The 18,481-nt window shown below is 70.2% G+C and carries 17 protein-coding genes; 11 read left to right on the top strand and 6 right to left on the bottom strand.

What is annotated here, in order from left to right; translation table 11 throughout:
- Positions 1–70: 70 nt before the first annotated feature.
- From ACIBVP_RS05340 to ACIBVP_RS05310, 7 genes are all read left to right on the top strand, one after another.
- Complete coding sequence (locus ACIBVP_RS05340) at positions 71–1,018, top strand: ABC transporter permease (protein ID WP_396104703.1); 948 nt, start codon at positions 71–73, stop codon at positions 1,016–1,018.
- Positions 1,015–1,911, top strand: a complete 897-nt coding sequence (locus ACIBVP_RS05335) for an ABC transporter permease (RefSeq protein WP_396104702.1) — start codon at positions 1,015–1,017, stop codon at positions 1,909–1,911. Before ACIBVP_RS05340 ends, ACIBVP_RS05335 begins: the two co-directional genes overlap by 4 nt.
- Positions 1,908–2,948, top strand: coding sequence for an ABC transporter ATP-binding protein (locus tag ACIBVP_RS05330; RefSeq protein ID WP_396104701.1), 1,041 nt, complete (start codon positions 1,908–1,910; stop codon positions 2,946–2,948). The genes ACIBVP_RS05335 and ACIBVP_RS05330 overlap by 4 nt, the downstream gene beginning before the upstream one ends.
- Positions 2,941–3,987, top strand: coding sequence for an ABC transporter ATP-binding protein (locus tag ACIBVP_RS05325; protein ID WP_396104700.1), 1,047 nt, complete (start codon positions 2,941–2,943; stop codon positions 3,985–3,987). The genes ACIBVP_RS05330 and ACIBVP_RS05325 overlap by 8 nt, the downstream gene beginning before the upstream one ends.
- Before the next feature lie 77 nt (positions 3,988–4,064).
- A complete protein-coding gene (locus tag ACIBVP_RS05320; protein ID WP_396104699.1) occupies positions 4,065–5,591 on the top strand; it encodes an ABC transporter substrate-binding protein in 1,527 nt (508 codons plus the stop codon).
- Between the two features lie 2 nt (positions 5,592–5,593).
- On the top strand, positions 5,594–7,123 hold the full coding sequence (locus ACIBVP_RS05315; RefSeq protein WP_396104698.1) for an ABC transporter substrate-binding protein: 1,530 nt from the start codon (positions 5,594–5,596) through the stop codon (positions 7,121–7,123).
- 17 nt (positions 7,124–7,140) lie between these two features.
- Positions 7,141–8,037, top strand: coding sequence for an SDR family oxidoreductase (locus ACIBVP_RS05310; protein WP_396104697.1), 897 nt, complete (start codon positions 7,141–7,143; stop codon positions 8,035–8,037).
- A 59-nt stretch (positions 8,038–8,096) separates the two neighbouring features.
- Here the strand turns inward: ACIBVP_RS05310 and ACIBVP_RS05305 are convergent, their stop codons facing one another.
- On the bottom strand, positions 8,097–9,155 hold the full coding sequence (locus tag ACIBVP_RS05305; protein ID WP_396104696.1) for a LacI family DNA-binding transcriptional regulator: 1,059 nt from the start codon (positions 9,153–9,155) through the stop codon (positions 8,097–8,099).
- A 247-nt stretch (positions 9,156–9,402) separates the two neighbouring features.
- On the opposite strand from ACIBVP_RS05305, the gene ACIBVP_RS05300 reads away from it, so the two are divergent.
- The 3 genes from ACIBVP_RS05300 to ACIBVP_RS05290 are packed head-to-tail and all read left to right on the top strand — an operon-like array spanning position 9,403 to position 12,501.
- On the top strand, positions 9,403–10,683 hold the full coding sequence (locus ACIBVP_RS05300; protein ID WP_396104695.1) for an extracellular solute-binding protein: 1,281 nt from the start codon (positions 9,403–9,405) through the stop codon (positions 10,681–10,683).
- A 20-nt stretch (positions 10,684–10,703) separates the two neighbouring features.
- Entirely contained in the window at positions 10,704–11,606 is a 903-nt protein-coding gene (locus tag ACIBVP_RS05295; RefSeq protein ID WP_396104694.1) for a carbohydrate ABC transporter permease, read from the top strand.
- Position 11,607: 1 nt separating this feature from the next.
- Complete coding sequence (locus tag ACIBVP_RS05290) at positions 11,608–12,501, top strand: carbohydrate ABC transporter permease (protein ID WP_396104693.1); 894 nt, start codon at positions 11,608–11,610, stop codon at positions 12,499–12,501.
- A 16-nt stretch (positions 12,502–12,517) separates the two neighbouring features.
- On the opposite strand, the gene ACIBVP_RS05285 is transcribed toward ACIBVP_RS05290, so the two are convergent.
- Positions 12,518–12,865 carry a winged helix-turn-helix transcriptional regulator gene (locus ACIBVP_RS05285; protein ID WP_396104692.1) on the bottom strand — a complete coding sequence of 116 codons (348 nt, stop codon included), beginning with the start codon at positions 12,863–12,865 and terminating at the stop codon, positions 12,518–12,520.
- A 54-nt stretch (positions 12,866–12,919) separates the two neighbouring features.
- On the opposite strand from ACIBVP_RS05285, the gene ACIBVP_RS05280 reads away from it, so the two are divergent.
- The gene (locus ACIBVP_RS05280; protein WP_396104691.1) at positions 12,920–13,672 is read left to right on the top strand and encodes a group II truncated hemoglobin; all 753 of its coding nucleotides are present in this window, start codon (positions 12,920–12,922) and stop codon (positions 13,670–13,672) included.
- Positions 13,673–13,675: 3 nt separating this feature from the next.
- On the opposite strand, the gene ACIBVP_RS05275 is transcribed toward ACIBVP_RS05280, so the two are convergent.
- From ACIBVP_RS05275 to kdpF, 4 genes are read right to left on the bottom strand one after another with little or no spacing between them, the layout of a single operon-like run.
- The gene (locus ACIBVP_RS05275) at positions 13,676–14,311 is read right to left on the bottom strand and encodes a potassium-transporting ATPase subunit C (RefSeq protein ID WP_396104690.1); all 636 of its coding nucleotides are present in this window, start codon (positions 14,309–14,311) and stop codon (positions 13,676–13,678) included.
- Positions 14,312–14,315: 4 nt separating this feature from the next.
- On the bottom strand, positions 14,316–16,400 hold the full coding sequence (kdpB, locus tag ACIBVP_RS05270; protein ID WP_396104689.1) for a potassium-transporting ATPase subunit KdpB: 2,085 nt from the start codon (positions 16,398–16,400) through the stop codon (positions 14,316–14,318).
- Positions 16,397–18,058, bottom strand: coding sequence for a potassium-transporting ATPase subunit KdpA (gene kdpA, locus ACIBVP_RS05265; protein WP_396104688.1), 1,662 nt, complete (start codon positions 18,056–18,058; stop codon positions 16,397–16,399). Before kdpA ends, kdpB begins: the two co-directional genes overlap by 4 nt.
- Positions 18,058–18,159 (bottom strand): K(+)-transporting ATPase subunit F, encoded by a 102-nt coding sequence (kdpF, locus tag ACIBVP_RS05260; RefSeq protein WP_396104687.1) that lies wholly within the window; start codon positions 18,157–18,159, stop codon positions 18,058–18,060. Before kdpF ends, kdpA begins: the two co-directional genes overlap by 1 nt.
- Between the last annotated feature and the right edge of the window lie 322 nt (positions 18,160–18,481).

Below are 18,481 nucleotides of genomic sequence, written 5' to 3'. Positions count from 1 at the left end.
CGGACACTTCTTCGAACACGCAGCTCATCGCGGCTGTGTCTCTACCGCCCAGCGCCGGACGGAGAAGACAATGAACGCACGGATGGTCATCCGCCGGGTAGGTGGTGGGCTGCTCGTCCTCTGGCTGGTCTCGCTCCTCACCTTCCTCATGGTGCAGCTGATCCCCGGCGATCCGGCCGAGGTCATCGCGGGCGAGAACGCCACGGTCGCCGACGTCGACCGGATCCGCGAACAACTGGGGCTGAACCGGCCCGTGGTCGAACAGTACGTGTCGTGGCTGGGGGGCGTGCTCCGCGGCGACCTCGGGGAGTCGGTGTTCACCGGCCGTCCCGTCACCACGAGCATCGTCGACGCCGCACCGCCGACCCTGGCGCTCGCGCTCACCGCGATCGTCCTGGCGGTGGTCATCGGGGTCGGTGCGGGCGTGCTCGCCGGGCTGCGGCAGGGCACCTGGCTCGACCGGCTGATCTCGACGGTCGCGACGCTCGGCATCGCGATGCCGAGCTTCTGGGTCGCGATGCTGCTGGTGTCGGTGTTCTCGCTGTCGCTGAAGTGGCTGCCGGCCACCACCTACGTGCCCCTGGAGAACGGCTTCGGGCCGTGGCTCTCCCACATCCTCATCCCGGCGCTGGCGCTCGGCCTCGCCACCGCGGCCGAACTGGCCCGGCACACCCGCGGCTGCGTGGCCGACGTGCTCACCCGGCCCTACATCAGAACCGCCCGCTCGCGCGGCTCGTCCACCACGCGGCTGGTACGCAGGCACGTCCTGCGCAACGCCGCGATCCCGGTGGTCACCGTGCTCGGGCTGCAGACCAGCCGCCTGCTCGGCGGGACGATCGTCATCGAGGCGGTCGTCGGGATCAGCGGGCTCGGCTCGCTGGCCGTCAACTCGGTCCTGCAACGCGACTACCCCGTCATCCAGGGCTACGTGCTGTTCTGCGCGGTCGTCGTGGTGGTCATCAATCTCGTCGTCGACCTGGCCTACGGCTGGATCAACCCGAAGGTGCGCGCGTCATGACCACAACGTCGTCGATACCGGTGACCGCTCCCCCGCAACCGCCTCCGCACGCCCGGCCACGCCGCGGCCAGGTCGTCCGCGCGGTGCTGCGCAAACCGGCGGGTGCCGCCTCCGTGGGGTTCGTGGCGCTGCTCGCGCTGCTGGCGGTCCTCGGTCCGCTGGTCACCCCGCACGACCCGGACGCGCAGAACCTCGCCATCCGGTTCGCGGGCCCGAGCTGGTCGCACTGGTTCGGCACCGACGACTTCGGCCGGGACGTGCTGAGCCGGATGATCGAGGCCTCCCGGATCACGATCATCGCCCCGCTGATCTCCGTCGGCATCGCGGTCCTCATCGGACTGCCGGTCGGCATGCTGGCGGCGATCCGCGGCGGGTGGGTCGACACCGTCGCCGGGCGGCTGGCCGACACGGTGCTCGCGCTGCCCGCGCTCGTCGGTGCGCTCGCGATCGTCGCCATCCTCGGCCCCGGTCTCGTCACCACCATGATCGCCGTCGGCATCATCTTCACGCCGACCATGTTCCGAGTGGTGCGCGGCGCGTCGGTCGCGGTGGCCGAGGAGACGTTCGTGAGCTCGGCGACGGCGATCGGGTCGTCACGCCGCAGGATCCTCGTGGTGCACGTCCTGCCGAACATCGCCGCGCCCCTGATGGTCCAGGTGACCATCCTGATGGGCGTGGCACTGCTGGTGGAGGCGAGCCTGAGCTTCCTCGGCCTCGGCGTCCAGCCACCCGACGCGAGCTGGGGGTCGATGCTCGAGGCGGCGTACGCGAACCAGTTCAAGGCCCCGTTCGCCGTCGTGCCGCCGGGGGCGGCGATGGTCCTGACGGTGCTGGCGTTCAACACGATCGGCGACGCGATCCGCGACGCGGTCGGCATCAGGAGGCGCGCGTGACCGCGAGTGCGAGCACCGTCGACAGCGCCGCCGCGGTCGGGACTCCCCTGCTGTCGGTCGAGGGCCTGACCATCGACCTGCCCGGTGGGCCCGGCCAGCGCGGTCTCGTCGAGGACGTCACGTTCGAGCTGCACCGCGGCCGGTCGCTGGCGTTGATCGGCGAGTCCGGGTGCGGGAAGAGCCTCACCTCGATGGCCGTCCTGGGCCTCTTACCTCCCAATCTCCCTGTGCGCGCCGGTTCGGTGCTCTTCGACGGGGTGGACCTGCTGAACTGCACCGAGCGCGACCTCCGCCGGGTCCGGGGCGGCCCGGTGGGCATCGTCTTCCAGGAGCCCATGAGCAGCCTCAACCCGACGATGACCGTCGGCGACCAGATCGCCGAGGCACGGCGGATCCACCTCGGCGAGCGCAAGGCGACCGCGCTGCGTGCGGCGGAGTCCCTGCTCGACCGGGTGGGCATCCCCAACGCCCGGCAGCGGACCAGGTCCTACCCGCACGAGCTGTCCGGCGGGATGCAGCAGCGGGTCATGATCGCGGCGGCCATCGCCTGCGACCCGAAGCTCGTCATCGCCGACGAGCCGACCACCGCACTGGACGTGACGATCCAGGCCGAGATCCTCGAACTGCTCCGGGACCTGCGGCGCGACCTCGACCTCGCGGTGCTGCTGGTGACCCACGACCTCGGGGTGGTGGCGGACTTCTGCGACGACGTGGTCGTGATGTACGCCGGGCACGTGGTCGAGCGGACCTCGGTCCGCGGCCTGTTCTACGAACCGCGGCACCCGTACTCGAGCGCGTTGCTGGCCGCGGTGCCGCAAGCCGGGCAGCCCAGGACCCGGCTGACCGTCATCCCCGGCCGCGTGCCGCCCGCGGGCCGCTTCCCCGTCGGCTGCCGGTTCCAGCCACGCTGCGGGCACGCAGTGCCGGACGTGTGCTCGTCACCCCAGCCCGAGGCCGAACTTCCCGGCGGTCACCGGACCCGGTGCGGCCGCGTGGCGAGCGGCGCCGTGACGCTCCAGGGGGTGCCCCGTGGCTGAGCGGGAGGTGGTCGTCGAGGCGACCGGCCTGGTGAAGAGCTTTCCCCTGACCCGCACCGTGTTCGGCCGTCCACTGCGGACGGTGCGGGCGGTCGACGGCGTGGACCTGACCGTCCACGCGGGCACCACGCTGGGGCTCGTCGGCGAATCGGGCTCCGGCAAGACGACGGTCGCCCAGCTGATCGCGCGGCTGACCGAACCGGACGAGGGCACCGTCGAGGTGCGCGGCACGGACGTCAGCCGGGTACGCGGAAAGGCGCTCAAGGGTGTCCGCGAACAGCTGCAGTACATCTTCCAGGACCCGTACGGCGCGCTGGACCCGACGAAGACCGTCGGCCACGCGGTCGCCGAGCCGCTGCTGGTGCACGGCCGGATCTCCCGCCGCGACATGGCGGCACACGCCGGGCCGCTGCTGGAACGGGTGGCGCTCGACCCCGAGTTCGCGTTCCGGCGTCCGGACGAACTGTCGGGCGGACAACGGCAGCGGGTGTGCATCGCCAGGGCACTGGCGCTGTCCCCGAGCGTGCTGATCGCCGACGAACCGACATCGGCGCTGGACCTGTCGACCCGGTCGGAGATCCTCAACCTGCTGATGGACATCCAGCACGAGAGCGGCCAGGCGGTGGTGCTGGTCTCGCACGACTTCGCCACCGTCCGGCACCTCGCGCACCGGATCGCGGTCATGTACTTCGGCCGCATCGTCGAGGAGGGCACGGCGACCGACATCGCCGAGTCGCCCGCCCACCCCTACACCAAGGCACTGCTGTCGGCGGTGCCCGTGCCCAACCCCGACCTGCAACGGTCCCGGCAGCGCACCGTGCTGCACGGCGAGCTGCCCGACCCGGCGTCACCACCGTCCGGCTGCCGGTTCCGGAGCCGCTGCCCGGTGGCGATGGACGCCTGCGCCACCGACGACCCACCCCTGATCCAGATCAGCCCGACCCGCCGGGTCGCCTGCCTGCGCCACGAACCGGCGGCGTCCGCTTCGCCGTCCTCGGTCGGCGCACCGGACCGGGACGCGATGACCAGATCCTCCTGACCCTTCTCGCTCCCCCCTTCTCGGCGGCGCGCCCCCCGCGTGAGCCCGCCGTCACAGCTGACCAATGGAGGTCACCCATGAGACAACGCATCCTCCGGACCTTCGCGCTGGCGGCCACCGCGGCGCTGGCGCTCGCCGGTTGCGGTGGTGGGACGGGCTCGTCCGGCGACGGCTCGTTCGACCCGAACGCGGTCTTCCGGTACGCGGTCCCCGGCATGCCCACCTCGTTCGACCCACGCCTGTCCGCGCCGCTGGACCCGGTCTTCCTGGACGTGGTGTACGAGAGCCTGGTCGGCCGCACCCCGGCCGGTGAACTGCGACCGGGGCTCGCGACCGAGTGGGAGTTCACCGAGGACCACAAATCCCTCACCCTCACGCTCCGCGAAGGCGTCACCTTCCACAACGGTGCGCCGTTCGACTCCGCCGCCGTCGTCGCGTCCCTGGACGCCTTCCGCGCGAAGGGCGCGCAGGCCGCGTCGCTCAAGACGGTGACCACGGTCGAGGCGATCGACAAGTACGCCGTGCGGATCGACTTCTCCCAGCCCTCGGGCTACATGCTCAACATCCTCGCCGGCGAGGCGGGCATCGTCGTCGAACCGAAGGCGCTCGCGGATCCCGACCTCGGGACCAAACCGGTCGGCACCGGCGCCTTCGAGCTCAGCGGGCTGCGGCAGGGCAAGATCACGTTCACCAAGTTCGACAAGTACTGGAACGCCGACAAGACCACCATCGGCGGCATCGAGATGACGGTCTTCGCGGACGAGCCGACCCGCCTGCGCTCGGTCGTGTCCGGCGAGATGGACGGTTCGACCATCTCGGCGGGGCAGATCGAGGAGGCGGAGGCCAACGGCCTGTCGCTCGTGCGGGGCCCGAACAGCACGATCAACGGGATCCTGTTGAACACCAAGGCGTCGGAGTTCGGCGACCCGCTCGTGCGCAAGGCGCTGATGTACGCGATCGACCGCGAGGCGATCAGCGAGAGCCTCTTCGACGGTGGCTGCACGCCGACGGTCCAGCCGTTCAGCAAGGGGTTCTGGCCGAACGTGCCCGACCTCGACGACGCGGGCAGGTTCCACGACGTCGCCAAGGCCAGGCAGTTCCTCGCCGACGCCGGGCTGCCGGACGGGTTCTCCTTCGAACTCGTCAACGGGCCCAACACGACCTACCAGGACCTGAGCCAGATCCTCCAGGCGCAGCTCAAGGAGGTCGGCATCGACGCGAAGGTGCGGACGCTGGAGTTCAGCCAGATGATCCAGGACCGCAGGACCGGCAACTTCAGCGCGGCCGTCTCGCTGCTGCAGGTCGGCAGGCCGGACCCGAGCCAGTTCGTCGCCGACTTCTACCTGCCGGGCGGCGGTTACAACGCGGGCGGCTTCAGCCTCGACGGTGTGGCGGACCTCCTGGCGGAGTCCCGCGCGAGCAGTGACGAGAAGGAGCGGCAGGGGCCGACCCGGCAGATCATCTCCGACGTGTTCGAGGCGGGCCCGCCGGTGATCCCGGTCTGCGGCGTGCAGTGGGTCGCCGCGTTCGGTCCGGGCGTCACCGGGTTCCAGGTGCCCAAGTTCGGCGACTACGACTTCGCCTCGATCAAGATCAGCCGCTGACCATGAGACAACGCATCCTCCGGGCCATCGCGCTGGCGGCCACCGCGGCGCTGGCGCTCGCCGGCTGCGGCGGCGGCGGGACAGCGGCGACCGGCGACGGCTCGTTCGACCCGAACGCGGTCTTCCGGTACGCGGTCCCCGGCATGCCCACCTCGTTCGACCCACGCCTGTCCGCGCCGCTGGACCCGGTCTTCCTCGACGTGGTGTACGAGAGCCTCATCGGCCGCACCCCGGCCGGTGAACTCCAGCCGGGGCTCGCGACCGAGTGGGAGTTCACCGAGGACCACAAATCCCTCACCCTCACGCTCCGCGAAGGCGTCACCTTCCACAACGGTGCGCCGTTCGACTCCGCCGCCGTCGTCGCGTCCCTGGACGCCTTCCGCGCGAAGGGCGCGCAGGCCACGTCCCTCACGAAGGTGGACCGGGTCGAGGCGCTCGGCGAGTACGAGGTACGGATCGACTTCAGCGAGCCGTCGGGCCACATCCTCGACGTCCTGTCCGGCGAAGCCGGCATCGTGGTCGAACCGACAGCCCTCGCGGGTACCGACCTGAGCACGAAACCGGTCGGCACCGGTCCCTTCGCACTCACCGACCTCCGGCAGGGCAAGATCACGTTCACCAAGTTCGACAAGTACTGGAACGCCGACAAGACCACCATCGGCGGCATCGAGATGACCGTCTTCAACGACGAACCGACCCGCCTGCGCTCGGTCGTGTCCGGCGAGATGGACGGCACGACCATCGCGGCCGGTCAGGTCGAGGAGGCGGAGGCCAACAACCTGTCGATCGTGAAAGGCCCGAGCAGCACGGTCTTCGCGCTCCTGCTGAACACCGCGAGGTCGGAGTTCGGCGACCCGCTCGTGCGCAGGGCACTGACGTACGCCATCGACCGCGAGGCGATCAGCGAGAGCCTCTTCGACGGCGACTGCACACCCACCGCGCAGCCGTTCAGCACCGGGTTCTGGCCGAACGTCCCCGACCTGGACGACGTCTCCGAGTACCACGACGTCGCGAAGGCCCGGCAGTTCCTCGCCGACGCCGGACTGCCGAACGGGTTCTCCTTCGAGATCGTCCACCTGCCCAACACCAGCTTCGCGGACATGGGACAGATCCTTCAGGCCCAGTTCACGGAGATCGGTGTCGACACCGGACTGCGCACGCTCGAGTTCACCCAGATGATCCAGGACACCAGACGCGGGGACTTCACCGCGACGATCCAGCGCGTCCAGGTCACCCGCCCGGATCCGAGCCAGTTCATCGCCGACTACTACCTGCCCGGCGGCGCCTACAACCCGGGCGGCTTCGCCATCGACGGCGTGGCGGACCTGCTCGCGCGGTCCCGCGCGAGCAGCGACGAGAACGAACGCCAGGGACCGACCCGGCGGATCATCACCGACGTGTTCGACGCCGGCCCACCGGTCATCCCGATCTGCGGCGTGCACTGGGCGGCGGCCTTCCGCCCCGGCGTCACCGGGTTCCAGGTGCCCAAGCTGGGCGACTACGACTTCGCCTCGATCAAGATCAACCGCTGAGCCCAGGAGGACGACGAATGAGCGACGATATCGACCTGACCGGCAGGGTCGCGGTCGTCACCGGCTCGGGACGGGGCCTCGGCCGTGCCTACGCCGAGGCACTCGCCCGGTCCGGGGCCGCGGTGGTGGTCAACGACCTGGACGCCGACGCGGCCACGGAGGCCGTCGACGCCATCACGGCGGCGGGCGGCACGGCCGTCGCCGAGGTGTGCGCGGTCGGCACGACGCAGGCCGCGGACGCACTGGTCGAGCGCGCGGTGAAGGAGTTCGGCCGCCTGGACGTCATGTGCACCAACGCGGGCGCGCTGCGGGACCGGACCCTGCTGAAACTGACCGACGAGGAACTGGACCTGGTGCTGGACAGCCATCTGCGCGGCACCATCACCTGTGGCCGCGCCGCCGCGCGCCGGTTCCGCGAACAGGGCGGGGGCGGCAGGCTGATCCTCATCGGATCGCCGGCGGGCCAGTCGGGTGGCTTCGGCCAGACCGCGTACGCCGCGGCGAAGGCCGCGATCATCGCGCTCGTCCGCGTGTGGTCGGTGGAGCTGGCGAAGATCGACGTCACGGTGAACGCCGTGGTGCCCAAGGCCCTCACGAGGATGGCGGCGACCATCCCCGCACTGGCCGACATCGTGTCCAAAGTGGAGGCGGGCGAACCGGTCCCGCCGGAGCTGCGCCGCCAGGGCACCGGCACCGTCGAGGACGTCACCCCACTCGTGGTCTACCTCAGCTCCCCGGAGTCCGCGGCCATCACCGGCCAGTACTTCAGCTTCGGCGGTGACCGCTTCGCCATCTGGGCCCACCCGGCCGAGTCGTTCGTGACCTACCGGGACGGCGGCTGGACCCCGGCACAGCTGGCGGCCGACTTCGCCGGGTACGCGCAGCACCTGCAGCGCCACACCAAGGCGGGCTGAGCCCGGGACCGACCGTCAGGTTCGGCGGCTCGGCCCACAGCGGCCGGGCCGCCCACGGGTCATACCCGTGTGGCCGAGCCCCGGACGACCAGTTCGGTGGCGAGTTCGACGTGGTGGGACTCGAGGCGTTCGCCGTCGGCGAGGCGGAGGGCGGTGCGCAGGGCCACGCCGCCCATCTCCCGCAGCGGCTGTCGCACGGTGGTCAGCGGTGGTGACGCCACCCTGGCGAGGAGCGAGTCGTCGAAGCCGACCACGCTCAGCACCTCCGGCACGCGCAGCCCGCGGGTGCGTGCGGTCTCGACGACGCCGAGGGCGATCTCGTCGTTCCCCGCGAACACGGCGGTCGGCGGTTCGGTGAGGTCCAGCAACGCCGCGGCGCCGAGCACGCCCGTCTCGTAGGTGAACTCCCCCGACCGGACGTAAGCGTCCGGCACCGGCAGGTCCCTCGCCTCCATCGCGGCCCGGTAGCCGTGTGCGCGTGCCTGGTTGGCGGCCGAGATCACCGGGCCGCCGAGGTAGGCGATGCGGCGGTGGCCGAGCCCGAGCAGGTGCTGGGTCGCCGCGAACCCGCCCGCGAAGTTGGTCGACCCGACGCTGTTGACGTCGCTGTGCGGCAGGTGCAGCGGGTCGAGCACGACGAGCGGGAGCCCCGCCTGGGTCAGCGCGTCCAGGTACGCGGGGGTGTACACGCTCGTGACCGCGATCAGTGCGCGGCGGCCCGTCGCGACCAGGTCCCGCGCCCAGCGAGGGCCCCGTTCCGGTCGGCTGATCACCACGGAGACCCCCAGCTCGGTCGCCGCGTCGACGATACCGGCGAGCGCCTCCGCCACGTACGGCTTGAGGTCGCCGGCGAACTGCACCTCCACGGCCGGGGGCGCGGTGACCTCCGTGCGGCGGACGGCGGGCGCGACGTAGTCGTACCGGCGCAACAGTTCCCGCACCCGGGAGCGGGTCTCCGGCGCCACGTCGCTGCGCCCGTTGACGACCTTCGACACGGTCGCGACGGAGACCCCCGCCAGCCGCGCGACGGCCGCCAACGTGGTGCGTCCGGCGCTCGCGGGCGTCGGCTTCGTCGGCTCCCCCGAGCTCTCCGCCGGCGACCTGTCGGCCGTCGCCATCACGACTCCTTTGCACGGGACCGAAAGTTTCGAAATGTTTCGAGGTCGCGATGAGCATACTTTTCCGCCCTATTTCAGGCAATCAAGCAATGTGCGTCTTGACACTAATCTGCCCGAATCCCTAGGCTGGCCAAGCCGGTTTTCGAAACTTTTCGAAAGTTTTCGAAACACATGAGCCAGCGGAGTCTCGGCGCGAGAACGGAGCACCAGCGTGGGCACACCAATTTCTCGACGTACCGTCCTCGGTTTGGCCGCGAGCGTGCCGGTTTCGCTGGCACTCTCCGGCTGTGGCACCTCCGGACCGGGCAGCGCCGGCGGCGGCGCGTCGTACTGGTTCCTCAGCGGACCACCGCAGGAAGGCATCCGGCAGGGTTCGGTGGACCGGTTCAACGAGGCCAACCCCGACTCGAAGATCGCCACCACCGCGTTCCTGAACGACCCGTACAAGACGAAGATCAAGACCGCGCTCGGCGCGGGGCAGGCGCCCACGATCATCTGGGGCTGGGGCGGCGGCGGGCTGCGCACCTGGGTCGAAGCGGGTCAGGTCGACGACCTCACCTCGTGGTTCGACGACAACCCGAAGGTGAAGGACCGGCTGATCGACTCCTCGTTCGGCCCGGCGACCATCGACGGCAAGATCTACGCGATGCCGTGCGAGACGGTCGAGCCGATCGTCCTGTACTACAACAAGAAGGTCTTCGACGACGTCGGCGTGGAACCGCCGGAGTCGTGGGACGACATCATGGCCCTGGTGCCGAAGTTCCGGGCTAAGAACATCGCGCCGTTCTCGCTGGGCGGCCAGTCCCGCTGGACGAACATGATGTGGCTGGAGTTCCTGTTCGACCGCATCGGCGGCCCCGAGGTGTTCCAGGCCGCGTTCGAGGGCGAGAAGGACGCGTGGTCGCACCCGGCCGCCATCGAGGCGCTGACGAAGCTGCAGGACCTGGTCCGCGCCAAGGGTTTCGTCGACGGGTTCTCCTCGGTCACCGCGGACTCCAACGCCGACCAGGCCCTGCTGTACACCGGCAAGGCCGCGATGATGCTGCACGGCTCCTGGTCCTACGGCATCCAGCAGGCCCAGGGCGGTGACTTCGTGCCGAGCGGCGGCCTCGGCTACATGAACTTCCCGCCGGTCGAGGGCGGCGCGGGCGACCCCAGCGACACCGTCGGCAACCCCGGCCAGTACCTCGCCATCTCCGCCAAGGCCAGCGCGGAGCAGAAAGAGGTCGCCAAGAAGTTCTTCACCAGCGGTGTGCTCGACGACCAGGAGGTGAAGGACTGGATCGAGTCCGGCGGGGTGCCGATCCTGAAGGGCACGCAGGCGCAGCTGGAGGCCAGCAAGAACGCGGACTTCGTCACCTTCGTCTACGACATCGCCAGCAACGCCAAGACTTTCGCCCAGTCGTGGGACCAGGCCCTCAACCCGACCGCCGCCGAGACCCTGCTCGACAACATCGTGAAGCTGTTCCAGCTGTCCATCTCACCGCAGCAGTTCGCCGACAGCCTCAACGCGGCAACGGGGCAGTGAGCGGGCCCGCGAGCACACCGATGTCCGTGCGCACCCCCCACGCGGCGCGGCGCGGCCGCCACGGCATCCTGCCGTGGCTGGTCGTGCCCGCGCTGCTGTTCTTCGTCGGCTTCGCCCTCCTCCCGCTGGTCGGCGTGTTCCTGCTGAGCTTCACCACGTGGGACGGGCTCGGCGCCATCCATCCGTCCGGACTGGACAGTTGGCGGGCGGTGCTCGCCGACTCCGGGCTGCCGCACGCCGTCTGGATCACCTTCCTGGTGATGCTCGCGTCCTGGGCGGTGCAGACGCCGATGAGCATCCTGATCGGCACGTTCCTGGCCGGGCAGCAGCGGTACCGAGCGGTGCTGGCGGTGCTCTACCTCATCCCGCTGCTGCTCAGCTCGGCGGCCATCGCGATCGCCTACAAGGCGCTGCTGGACCCGAACTTCGGCCTCGGCGCCGGGCTGGGCGTCGAGTTCCTCAGCCAGGACTGGCTCGGGAGGCCGACGCTCGCGTTCAGCCTCGTCGTGTTCGTGGTGTCCTGGCAGTTCATCCCGTTCCACTCGCTGATCTATCAGGGCGCCGTGCGGCAGATCCCCCAGAGCCTGTACGAGGCGGCGCAGATCGACGGCGCCGGGCGGGTACGCCAGTTCTTCAGCATCACCCTGCCCCAGCTGAAGTACACGATCATCACCTCGTCGACGCTGATGGTGGTCGGTTCGCTGACGTTCTTCGACCTCATCTTCGTGCTGACCGAAGGCGGCCCCGGCGACGCGACCCGCGTGCTCGCGCTGGACATGTACAAACGGGGTTTCCAGGCCAACCTGATGGGCCCGGCCAGCGCCATCGCCGTCATCCTCGTCCTCGTCGGCCTCGCGCTCGCCCTGCTGCTGCGCAGGCTGGGTGGCCGGGACGCGAGCCAGAGCCAGTTCGAGGGGGCATGACATGAGCCTCACGCTGACCAAGCCGCCGCAGCGGACGCCGGTGCGCCGTGAGCGGCAACGCCGCGGCAACCCGGCCGCCACCCGGCGCAACTGGCTCGGTGGCCTGGCGGGCTGGCTGTGGCTGGCGATCATCGTCATCCCGATCTACTGGGTGCTGATCACCAGTTTCAAGCTCCAGACCAACTACTACTCCAGCAACCCGATGGTGCCGCCGGGCGACCCCACCCTCGAGAACTACCGGTTCGTCCTGGAGTCCGGGTTCGTCACGTACTTCGTCAACAGCGTCATCGCCACCGCGGGCGCGGTGATCCCCGCGGTCCTGGTCTCCTTCATGGCCGCCTACGCGATCGTGCGGGGCTGGCGGCTGCGGTTCCTGCGCGTGGTGAACGGGCTGTTCCTGATGGGGCTCGCGATCCCGCTCCAGGCGACCGTGATCCCCATCTACCTGATCATCATCGAGCTGCGGCTGTACGACAGCCTGATGGCGCTGATCCTGCCGTCGATCGCATTCGCCATCCCGCTGTCGGTGCTGGTGCTGGCCAACTTCATCCGCGACGTGCCCAAGGAACTGTTCGAGGCGATGCGGATCGACGGCGCCACCGAGTGGATGACGATGTGGCGGCTGGCGGCACCGTTGACCCGGCCCGCCATCCTCACGGTGACCGTCTACAACGCACTGAACATCTGGAACGGGTTCCTGCTGCCGCTGGTCCTCACCCAGAGCCCGGACAAACGGACGCTGCCGCTCGCGCTGTGGAGTTTCCAGGGCCAGTACAGCGTGAACGTGCCCGCCATCGTCGCCGCCGTCGTGCTGACCACGCTGCCGATCCTGGCCCTCTACGCCTTCGGCCGCCGCCAGCTGCTCCGCGGTCTCGCCGCCGGTTTCAGCCGGTGACGCGGAGCCGGGCCGGTCAGGTGACCGGTTCGATCGGAATGCCGTCGCGGTCGGCGCGGCGTTGGCCCCAGTCGTAGAGGACACGCAGCGCCGGGGCGAGTTCGGCGGCCTCGGTGGACAGCCGGTAGGTCACGGTCGGCGGGACGCCGTCGTCGGCGGTGCGCTCGACGAGACCGGCGGCCTCCAGCTCACGCAACCGGGTGGTGAGGACCTTCTCGCTGACGTCCGGCATCCGCCTGCGCAGTTCGCCGTACCGGTGCGCACCGTCCTTGAGGTGGGCCAGCACGACCACGGCCCACTTCCCGCCGATGACGTCGACGGCGAGTTCGACCGGGCAGTAGTACCGCGTTCTCCGCACGTTCACGAACCACAAAGTACGTACTTGCCGACCCCGAACCAAGGGTGATCGACTAGCCGGGTGAGGATCGAGTACATCCGCTACCGCGTGCCCGCCGAGCGGTCGACGGAGTTCGAGGACGCCTACCGCCGCGCGGCCGTGCACCTGGCGGCCGCGCCCGAGTGCCGCGACCTCGAACTGACGCGCTGCGAGGAGGATACCGAGAGCTACGTGGTCCGGCTGACCTGGACCTCCACCCGCGACCACGTGGAGGGGTTCCGCACCGGCCCGCACTTCCCGCCGTTCTTCGCCGAGATCGGCGCGTTCGTCGACGACATCGAGGAGATGCGCCACTACGCGCCGGTCGAGATCGCCGATCCGGTACCGACCCTGTTCGAGTGGGCGGGCGGCGCCGAGGCGTTCGACAAGCTCTTCCAGACGTTCTACGAGCGGGTCCCGCAGGACGAGTTGCTCGCACCGCTGTTCGCCGACATGGACGCCGACCACGCGAAGCACGTCGCGACGTGGCTCAGCGAGGTGTTCGGCGGTCCCCGCACGTACTCGGAGCAACGCGGCGGGCACCCGCACATGATCGCGATGCACCTCGGCAAGGGCATCACCGAGCAGCAGCGCCGACGGTGGGTCGCGCTTCTGCAGGGCACCGCCGACGAGGTGGGTCTGCCCGACGACCCGGAGTTCCGTTCCGCGTTCGCGGGTTACCTCGAATGGGGCACCCGCCTGGCGGTGATCTTCTCCGCCCCGGACGCCACGCCGAACGCGGCGGAGCCGATGCCGGCCTGGGGTTGGGGGAACGTGCGCCCCTGGCGAGGCTGACGTTCACCTTCCCGCCGCCTGGACGGCGAGGTTCAGCCTCAGCACGTTCACGCCGGGTTCACCGAGGATCCCGGCGCCGCGGCCGTCGGTGTTGCCGGTGACCAGCGCGCGAACGTCCTCTTCGGACAACCCGTTCTCGCGGGCGACCCTGGGCACCTGCAGTTCTGCGTAGGCGGGGCTGATGTGCGGGTCCAGGCCGGACGCCGACGCGGTCACGGCGTCGGCGGGCACCCGCGCCGGGTGCACGCCCTCGCGCCGGGCGACGGCGTCCTTGCGGGCCTGGATGGCGGCGGCGAGGTCGTCGTCGAAACCGCCCTTGTTGGAGCCGCCTGACACCGACGGGTCCGCGGGGCCCAGCGCGTCGGGGGACCCGTCCCCGTCCCGGTCGAGCGCGATCGCGGAAGGCCGCGTGTGGAACCACGGGTCGTGCGCCGGGTCCTTCGCCACCGGGTCGATGCCGATCAGGTCGGACCCGACGGTCCTGCCGTCGACCGCGACGACGGAGCCTTCCGCGTTGGCGTGCAACCCGGGCAGCCGGCTGACGAGCCACACGCCGAGCGGGTAGCCGACGCCCAGCAGCACGGTGAGGACCACGAGGACACGCAGCCCGGCGAAGGTCTGTTTGGCGAGCGAGTTCATGGAGTCACATTCCCGGGACGAGTCGGACGACGAGGTCGATGAGCCAGATGCCGGCGAACGGCGTGACGACGCCACCAAGCCCGTAGACGAGGAGGTTGCGCCGCAACAGCGCGGACGCGGTCGACGGCCGGTACCGCACACCGCGCAGCGCGAGCGGGACGAGGCCGATGATGACGAGCGCGTTGAACACCACGGCCGACGTGATCGCCGACGCCGGGCTGTGCAGGTTCATGATGTTCAGTTTGTCCAGCTGGGGGAAGATGCCCGCGAACATGGCGGGCAGGATCGCGAAGTACTTCGCGAGGTCGTTGGCCACGCTGAACGTCGTGAGAGCGCCGCGGGTGATCAGCAGCTGCTTGCCGATCGCGACGATCTCGATGAGCTTCGTCGGGTCGGAGTCCAGGTCGACCATGTTCCCGGCCTCCTTGGCGGCCATGGTCCCTGAGTTCATCGCGACGCCGACGTCGGACTGGGCGAGGGCGGGCGCGTCGTTGGTGCCGTCCCCGGTCATCGCGACGAGCCGGCCACCCTCCTGTTCCGTGCGGATCAACGCCATCTTGTCCTCCGGCCTGGCCTCCGCGAGGTAGTCGTCCACACCGGACTCCGCCGCGATCGCCCGCGCCGTCAACGGGTTGTCGCCGGTGATCATGACGGTCCGGATGCCCATGGCCCTCAGCTCGGCGAACCGCTCCCTCATGGCGGGCTTCACCACGTCGGACAGCCGGATCACGCCGTGGACCACCGCGGTGCCGTCGACGCGTTCCGCCACCACGAGCGGTGTGCCGCCTTCGGCACTGATCCGGTCGACCACCTCGTCGACGGCCACGGGCACGTCCCCACCCGCCTCGGTGACCCACGCGCGGACGGCGGACGCGGCGCCCTTGCGGACGTGCCGGTCGGCCAGATCGATGCCGGACATGCGGGTCCGCGCGGTGAACGGCACGAACTCGGCCGCCTTCTCGTCGTCGCCCGCCTGCCCGGCCGGCCCGTGGTTCCTCGCCACGAGGCCGACGATGCCGCGGCCCTCCGGGGTGCTGTCGGCGAGGCTGGACAGCCGGGCCGCCGCCGCCAGTTCGTCCATTGTGGACGTACCGGTCGGGATCAGCTCGGTGGCCTGCCGGTTGCCGAAGGTGATCGTGCCGGTCTTGTCGAGCAGCAGGGTGGACACGTCCCCGGCGGCCTCGACCGCCCGGCCGGACGTGGCGAGCACGTTGCGCTGCACCAGCCGGTCCATGCCCGCGATGCCGATCGCGCTGAGGAGCGCGCCGATCGTCGTGGGGATGAGGCAGACCAGCAACGCGGTCAGCACGATCACCGACTGCGTACCGCCCGAGTACCGCGCGATCGGCTGCGAGGTCACGACGGCGAGCAGGAAGATGATGGTCAGTGTGGAGAGCAGGATCGTCAGGGCGATCTCGTTGGGTGTCCTCTGCCGCCGCGCGCCCTCGACGAGCGCGATCATCCGGTCCACGAACGACTCGCCGGGTTTCGTCGCGATCCGCACGACGATGCGGTCGGACAGCACCGTGGTGCCGCCGGTGACCGACGAGAAGTCACCGCCCGACTCGCGGATCACCGGCGCGGACTCACCGGTGATCGCCGACTCGTCGACCGTGGCGATGCCCTCGACGACGTCACCGTCGCCGGGGATCACCTGTCCCTCCTCGACGACCACCAGGTCACCGACCCGCAGTTCCGCTCCCGGCACGTGTTCCTCGACGCCGTCGGCGCGCAGCCTGCGCGCCATCGTCTCCTTCTTGGTGCGTCGCAGGGTCTCCGCCTGCGCCTTGCCGCGGCCCTCGGCCACCGCCTCGGCCAGGTTGGCGAACAGGACCGTGAACCACAGCCACACCGCGACCATGACCGTGAACACGCTCGGGTCCCCGACCGCGAACACCGTGGTGAGCACCGAGCCCGCCCACACGACGAACATGACGGGGTTGCGCACCTGGTGGCGCGGGTCGAGCTTGCGCAGCGCGTCCGGCAGGGACACGAGCAACTGGCGGGGGCTGAACACCCCGGCGCCGACCCGGCCGGTCCTCGCGGCGTGGCGCCGGTCGGCGACGGGTCGTTCGGTCGTGGTGGTCATGCGAGTGCCTCCGCGACGGGACCGAGGGCGAGTGCGGGGACGAACGTGAGTGCCGCGACGAGCACGACCGTGCCGGTCAGCAGCGTGCCGAACAGCGGGCCGTGGGTGGGCAGCGTGCCGGCCGTCGCGGGCACCTTCTTCTGCGCCGCAAGCGATCCGGCGAGGCACAGCACCGCCAGGATCGGGATCAACCGGCCGAACAGCATGCAGATGCCCAGTGAGGACTGGAACCACGGGCTCGTGACGGTGATGCCCGCGAACGCGCTGCCGTTGTTGTTCGACGCGGACGTGTAGGCGTACAGCACCTCCGACCAGCCGTGGCTGCCGCTGTTCGCGAGGTGGCCGGGTGTGCCGGGCAGCAGGATCGCGATGCCCGCGCCGAGCAGCAGCACGGTCGGCATGGCGAGGATGGAGATCGCGGCGGCCGTCACCTCGCGACGCCCCACTTTCTTGCCGAGGTACTCCGGCGTGCGGCCGACCATCAGCCCGGCGAGGAACACGGCGATGATCGCCATCACCAGGATCGAGTACAGGCCCGTGCCCACGCCGCCCGGCGTCATCTCGCCGAACAGCATGTTCAGGATCACCCCGCCGCCACCGAGGCCGGTGAAGCTGTCGTGCATCGCGTTCACCGCGCCGGTGGACGTTCCCGTGGTGGCGTCGGCGAACAACGCCGAACCGGGAATCCCGAACCGTTGTTCCTTTCCTTCCACGGCGGCGCCGGCGAGCAGCGCGGCGGGCCCGTTCGGGTGCGCCTCGGCCCACCAGACGACGGTCAGCATCGCGCCCCACAGCACCGCCATCACCGACAGCAGTGCGTAACCCTGCCGCCGGTTGCCGACCAGCGTGCCGAACGTCCTCGTGAGGCTCACCGGGATGACGAGGATCAGGAAGATCTCGACCAGGTTCGTCCAGCCGTTGGGGTTCTCGAACGGGTGGGACGAGTTGGCGTTGAAGATGCCGCCGCCGTTCGTGCCCAGCTCCTTGATCGCCTCCTGCGACGCGGCCGGGGCGAGCGCGATCGTGCTCGACGAGCCGTCCGGGTTCGTCACCGCCACCCCGGACGCCAGGCTCTGCACCACGCCCAGCGCGATCAGCACGACCGCGAACACGAACGCCATGGGCAGCAGGATCCGCACGACGCCGCGCACGAGGTCCACCCAGAAGTTGCCGAGCCGGTCCGTCGCCGACCGCGTGAACCCGCGCACCAGCGCGATCGCCACCGCGAGCCCGACGGCCGCGGACACGAAGTTCTGCACCGTCAGACCCAGCATCTGGACCGTGTGCCCCATGACGACCTCGGGCACGTACGACTGCCAGTTCGTGTTCGTCACGAAACTGACCGCCGTGTTGAACGCGATGCCCGGTTCGACGGCACCGCGGCCGAAGTTCCACGGCAGCAACGGTTGCAGCCGCTGGACGAGGTAGAGCAGCACGATCGACACGAGCGAGAACCCGAGCACCCCCGCGGCGTACACGGGCCAACGCTGCTGGCTCTCCGGGTTCACCCGGCCGACGCGGTAGATGGCGCGTTCGACCGCGAGGTGGTCGCGGTCGGTGAACACCCGCGCCATGTAGTCCCCCAGCGGCCGGTACACGACCGCGAGCGCCACCAGCAGCACACCGACCTGGAGCAGACCGGCCACAGTGGACGTCATCAGAACCTCTCCGGACGGGTGAGTGCCACGAACAGGTAGATGATCAGCAGCAGTGCGAGCACACCGCCGACGACGTTCGCCAGGACACCGGCGCCACTCACAGCCACTCCAATCCACGCAACGCCAAGGCGAGGACCAGGAAGCCGGCGATCAGCAGCACGGCACAGGCCAGGTCGGCCATCAGCCCCATGCTCCCTCCACGTGGGCCGCCCCAACGGCGACCAACCGAGCGGAGTCTGCGCCCGATGAGACACAAGCGGCGCCCCCCTGACGAGACCTTGACGCCCCCAGCCCCCGCCTTAACGCCCCCCAAACACCCACCACCACCCGCGAGTCGCGCCCCAGAACACCGCGAGTCGCGCGCCAGAACATGGCGAGTCGCGCGCTCACGCACAACGAGTTGTCGAATTCGTGTAGGTCCCC

It is taken from the genome of Actinophytocola sp. NPDC049390 (assembly GCF_044466355.1).
Lineage (GTDB): Bacteria > Actinomycetota > Actinomycetes > Mycobacteriales > Pseudonocardiaceae > Actinophytocola.
The sequence above is the reverse complement of the archived record's forward strand: the minus strand, read 5'-3'. Positions and strand labels throughout refer to the sequence as shown.

Excerpts from the sequence above, each read along its gene's own strand:
- ACIBVP_RS05305 (WP_396104696.1), bottom strand. The coding sequence starts at position 9,155 with ATGGCGACGGCCGACAGGTCGCCGGCGGAGAGCTCGGGGGAGCCGACG.
- kdpA (WP_396104688.1), bottom strand. The coding sequence starts at position 18,058 with ATGACGTCCACTGTGGCCGGTCTGCTCCAGGTCGGTGTGCTGCTGGTG.
- ACIBVP_RS05275 (WP_396104690.1), bottom strand. The coding sequence starts at position 14,311 with ATGAACTCGCTCGCCAAACAGACCTTCGCCGGGCTGCGTGTCCTCGTG.
- ACIBVP_RS05335 (WP_396104702.1), top strand. The coding sequence starts at position 1,015 with ATGACCACAACGTCGTCGATACCGGTGACCGCTCCCCCGCAACCGCCT.
- ACIBVP_RS05315 (WP_396104698.1), top strand. The coding sequence starts at position 5,594 with ATGAGACAACGCATCCTCCGGGCCATCGCGCTGGCGGCCACCGCGGCG.
- kdpB (WP_396104689.1), bottom strand. The coding sequence starts at position 16,400 with ATGACCACCACGACCGAACGACCCGTCGCCGACCGGCGCCACGCCGCG.
- ACIBVP_RS05310 (WP_396104697.1), top strand. The coding sequence starts at position 7,141 with ATGAGCGACGATATCGACCTGACCGGCAGGGTCGCGGTCGTCACCGGC.
- ACIBVP_RS05290 (WP_396104693.1), top strand. The coding sequence starts at position 11,608 with ATGAGCCTCACGCTGACCAAGCCGCCGCAGCGGACGCCGGTGCGCCGT.
- ACIBVP_RS05295 (WP_396104694.1), top strand. The coding sequence starts at position 10,704 with ATGTCCGTGCGCACCCCCCACGCGGCGCGGCGCGGCCGCCACGGCATC.
- ACIBVP_RS05320 (WP_396104699.1), top strand. The coding sequence starts at position 4,065 with ATGAGACAACGCATCCTCCGGACCTTCGCGCTGGCGGCCACCGCGGCG.
- ACIBVP_RS05340 (WP_396104703.1), top strand. The coding sequence starts at position 71 with ATGAACGCACGGATGGTCATCCGCCGGGTAGGTGGTGGGCTGCTCGTC.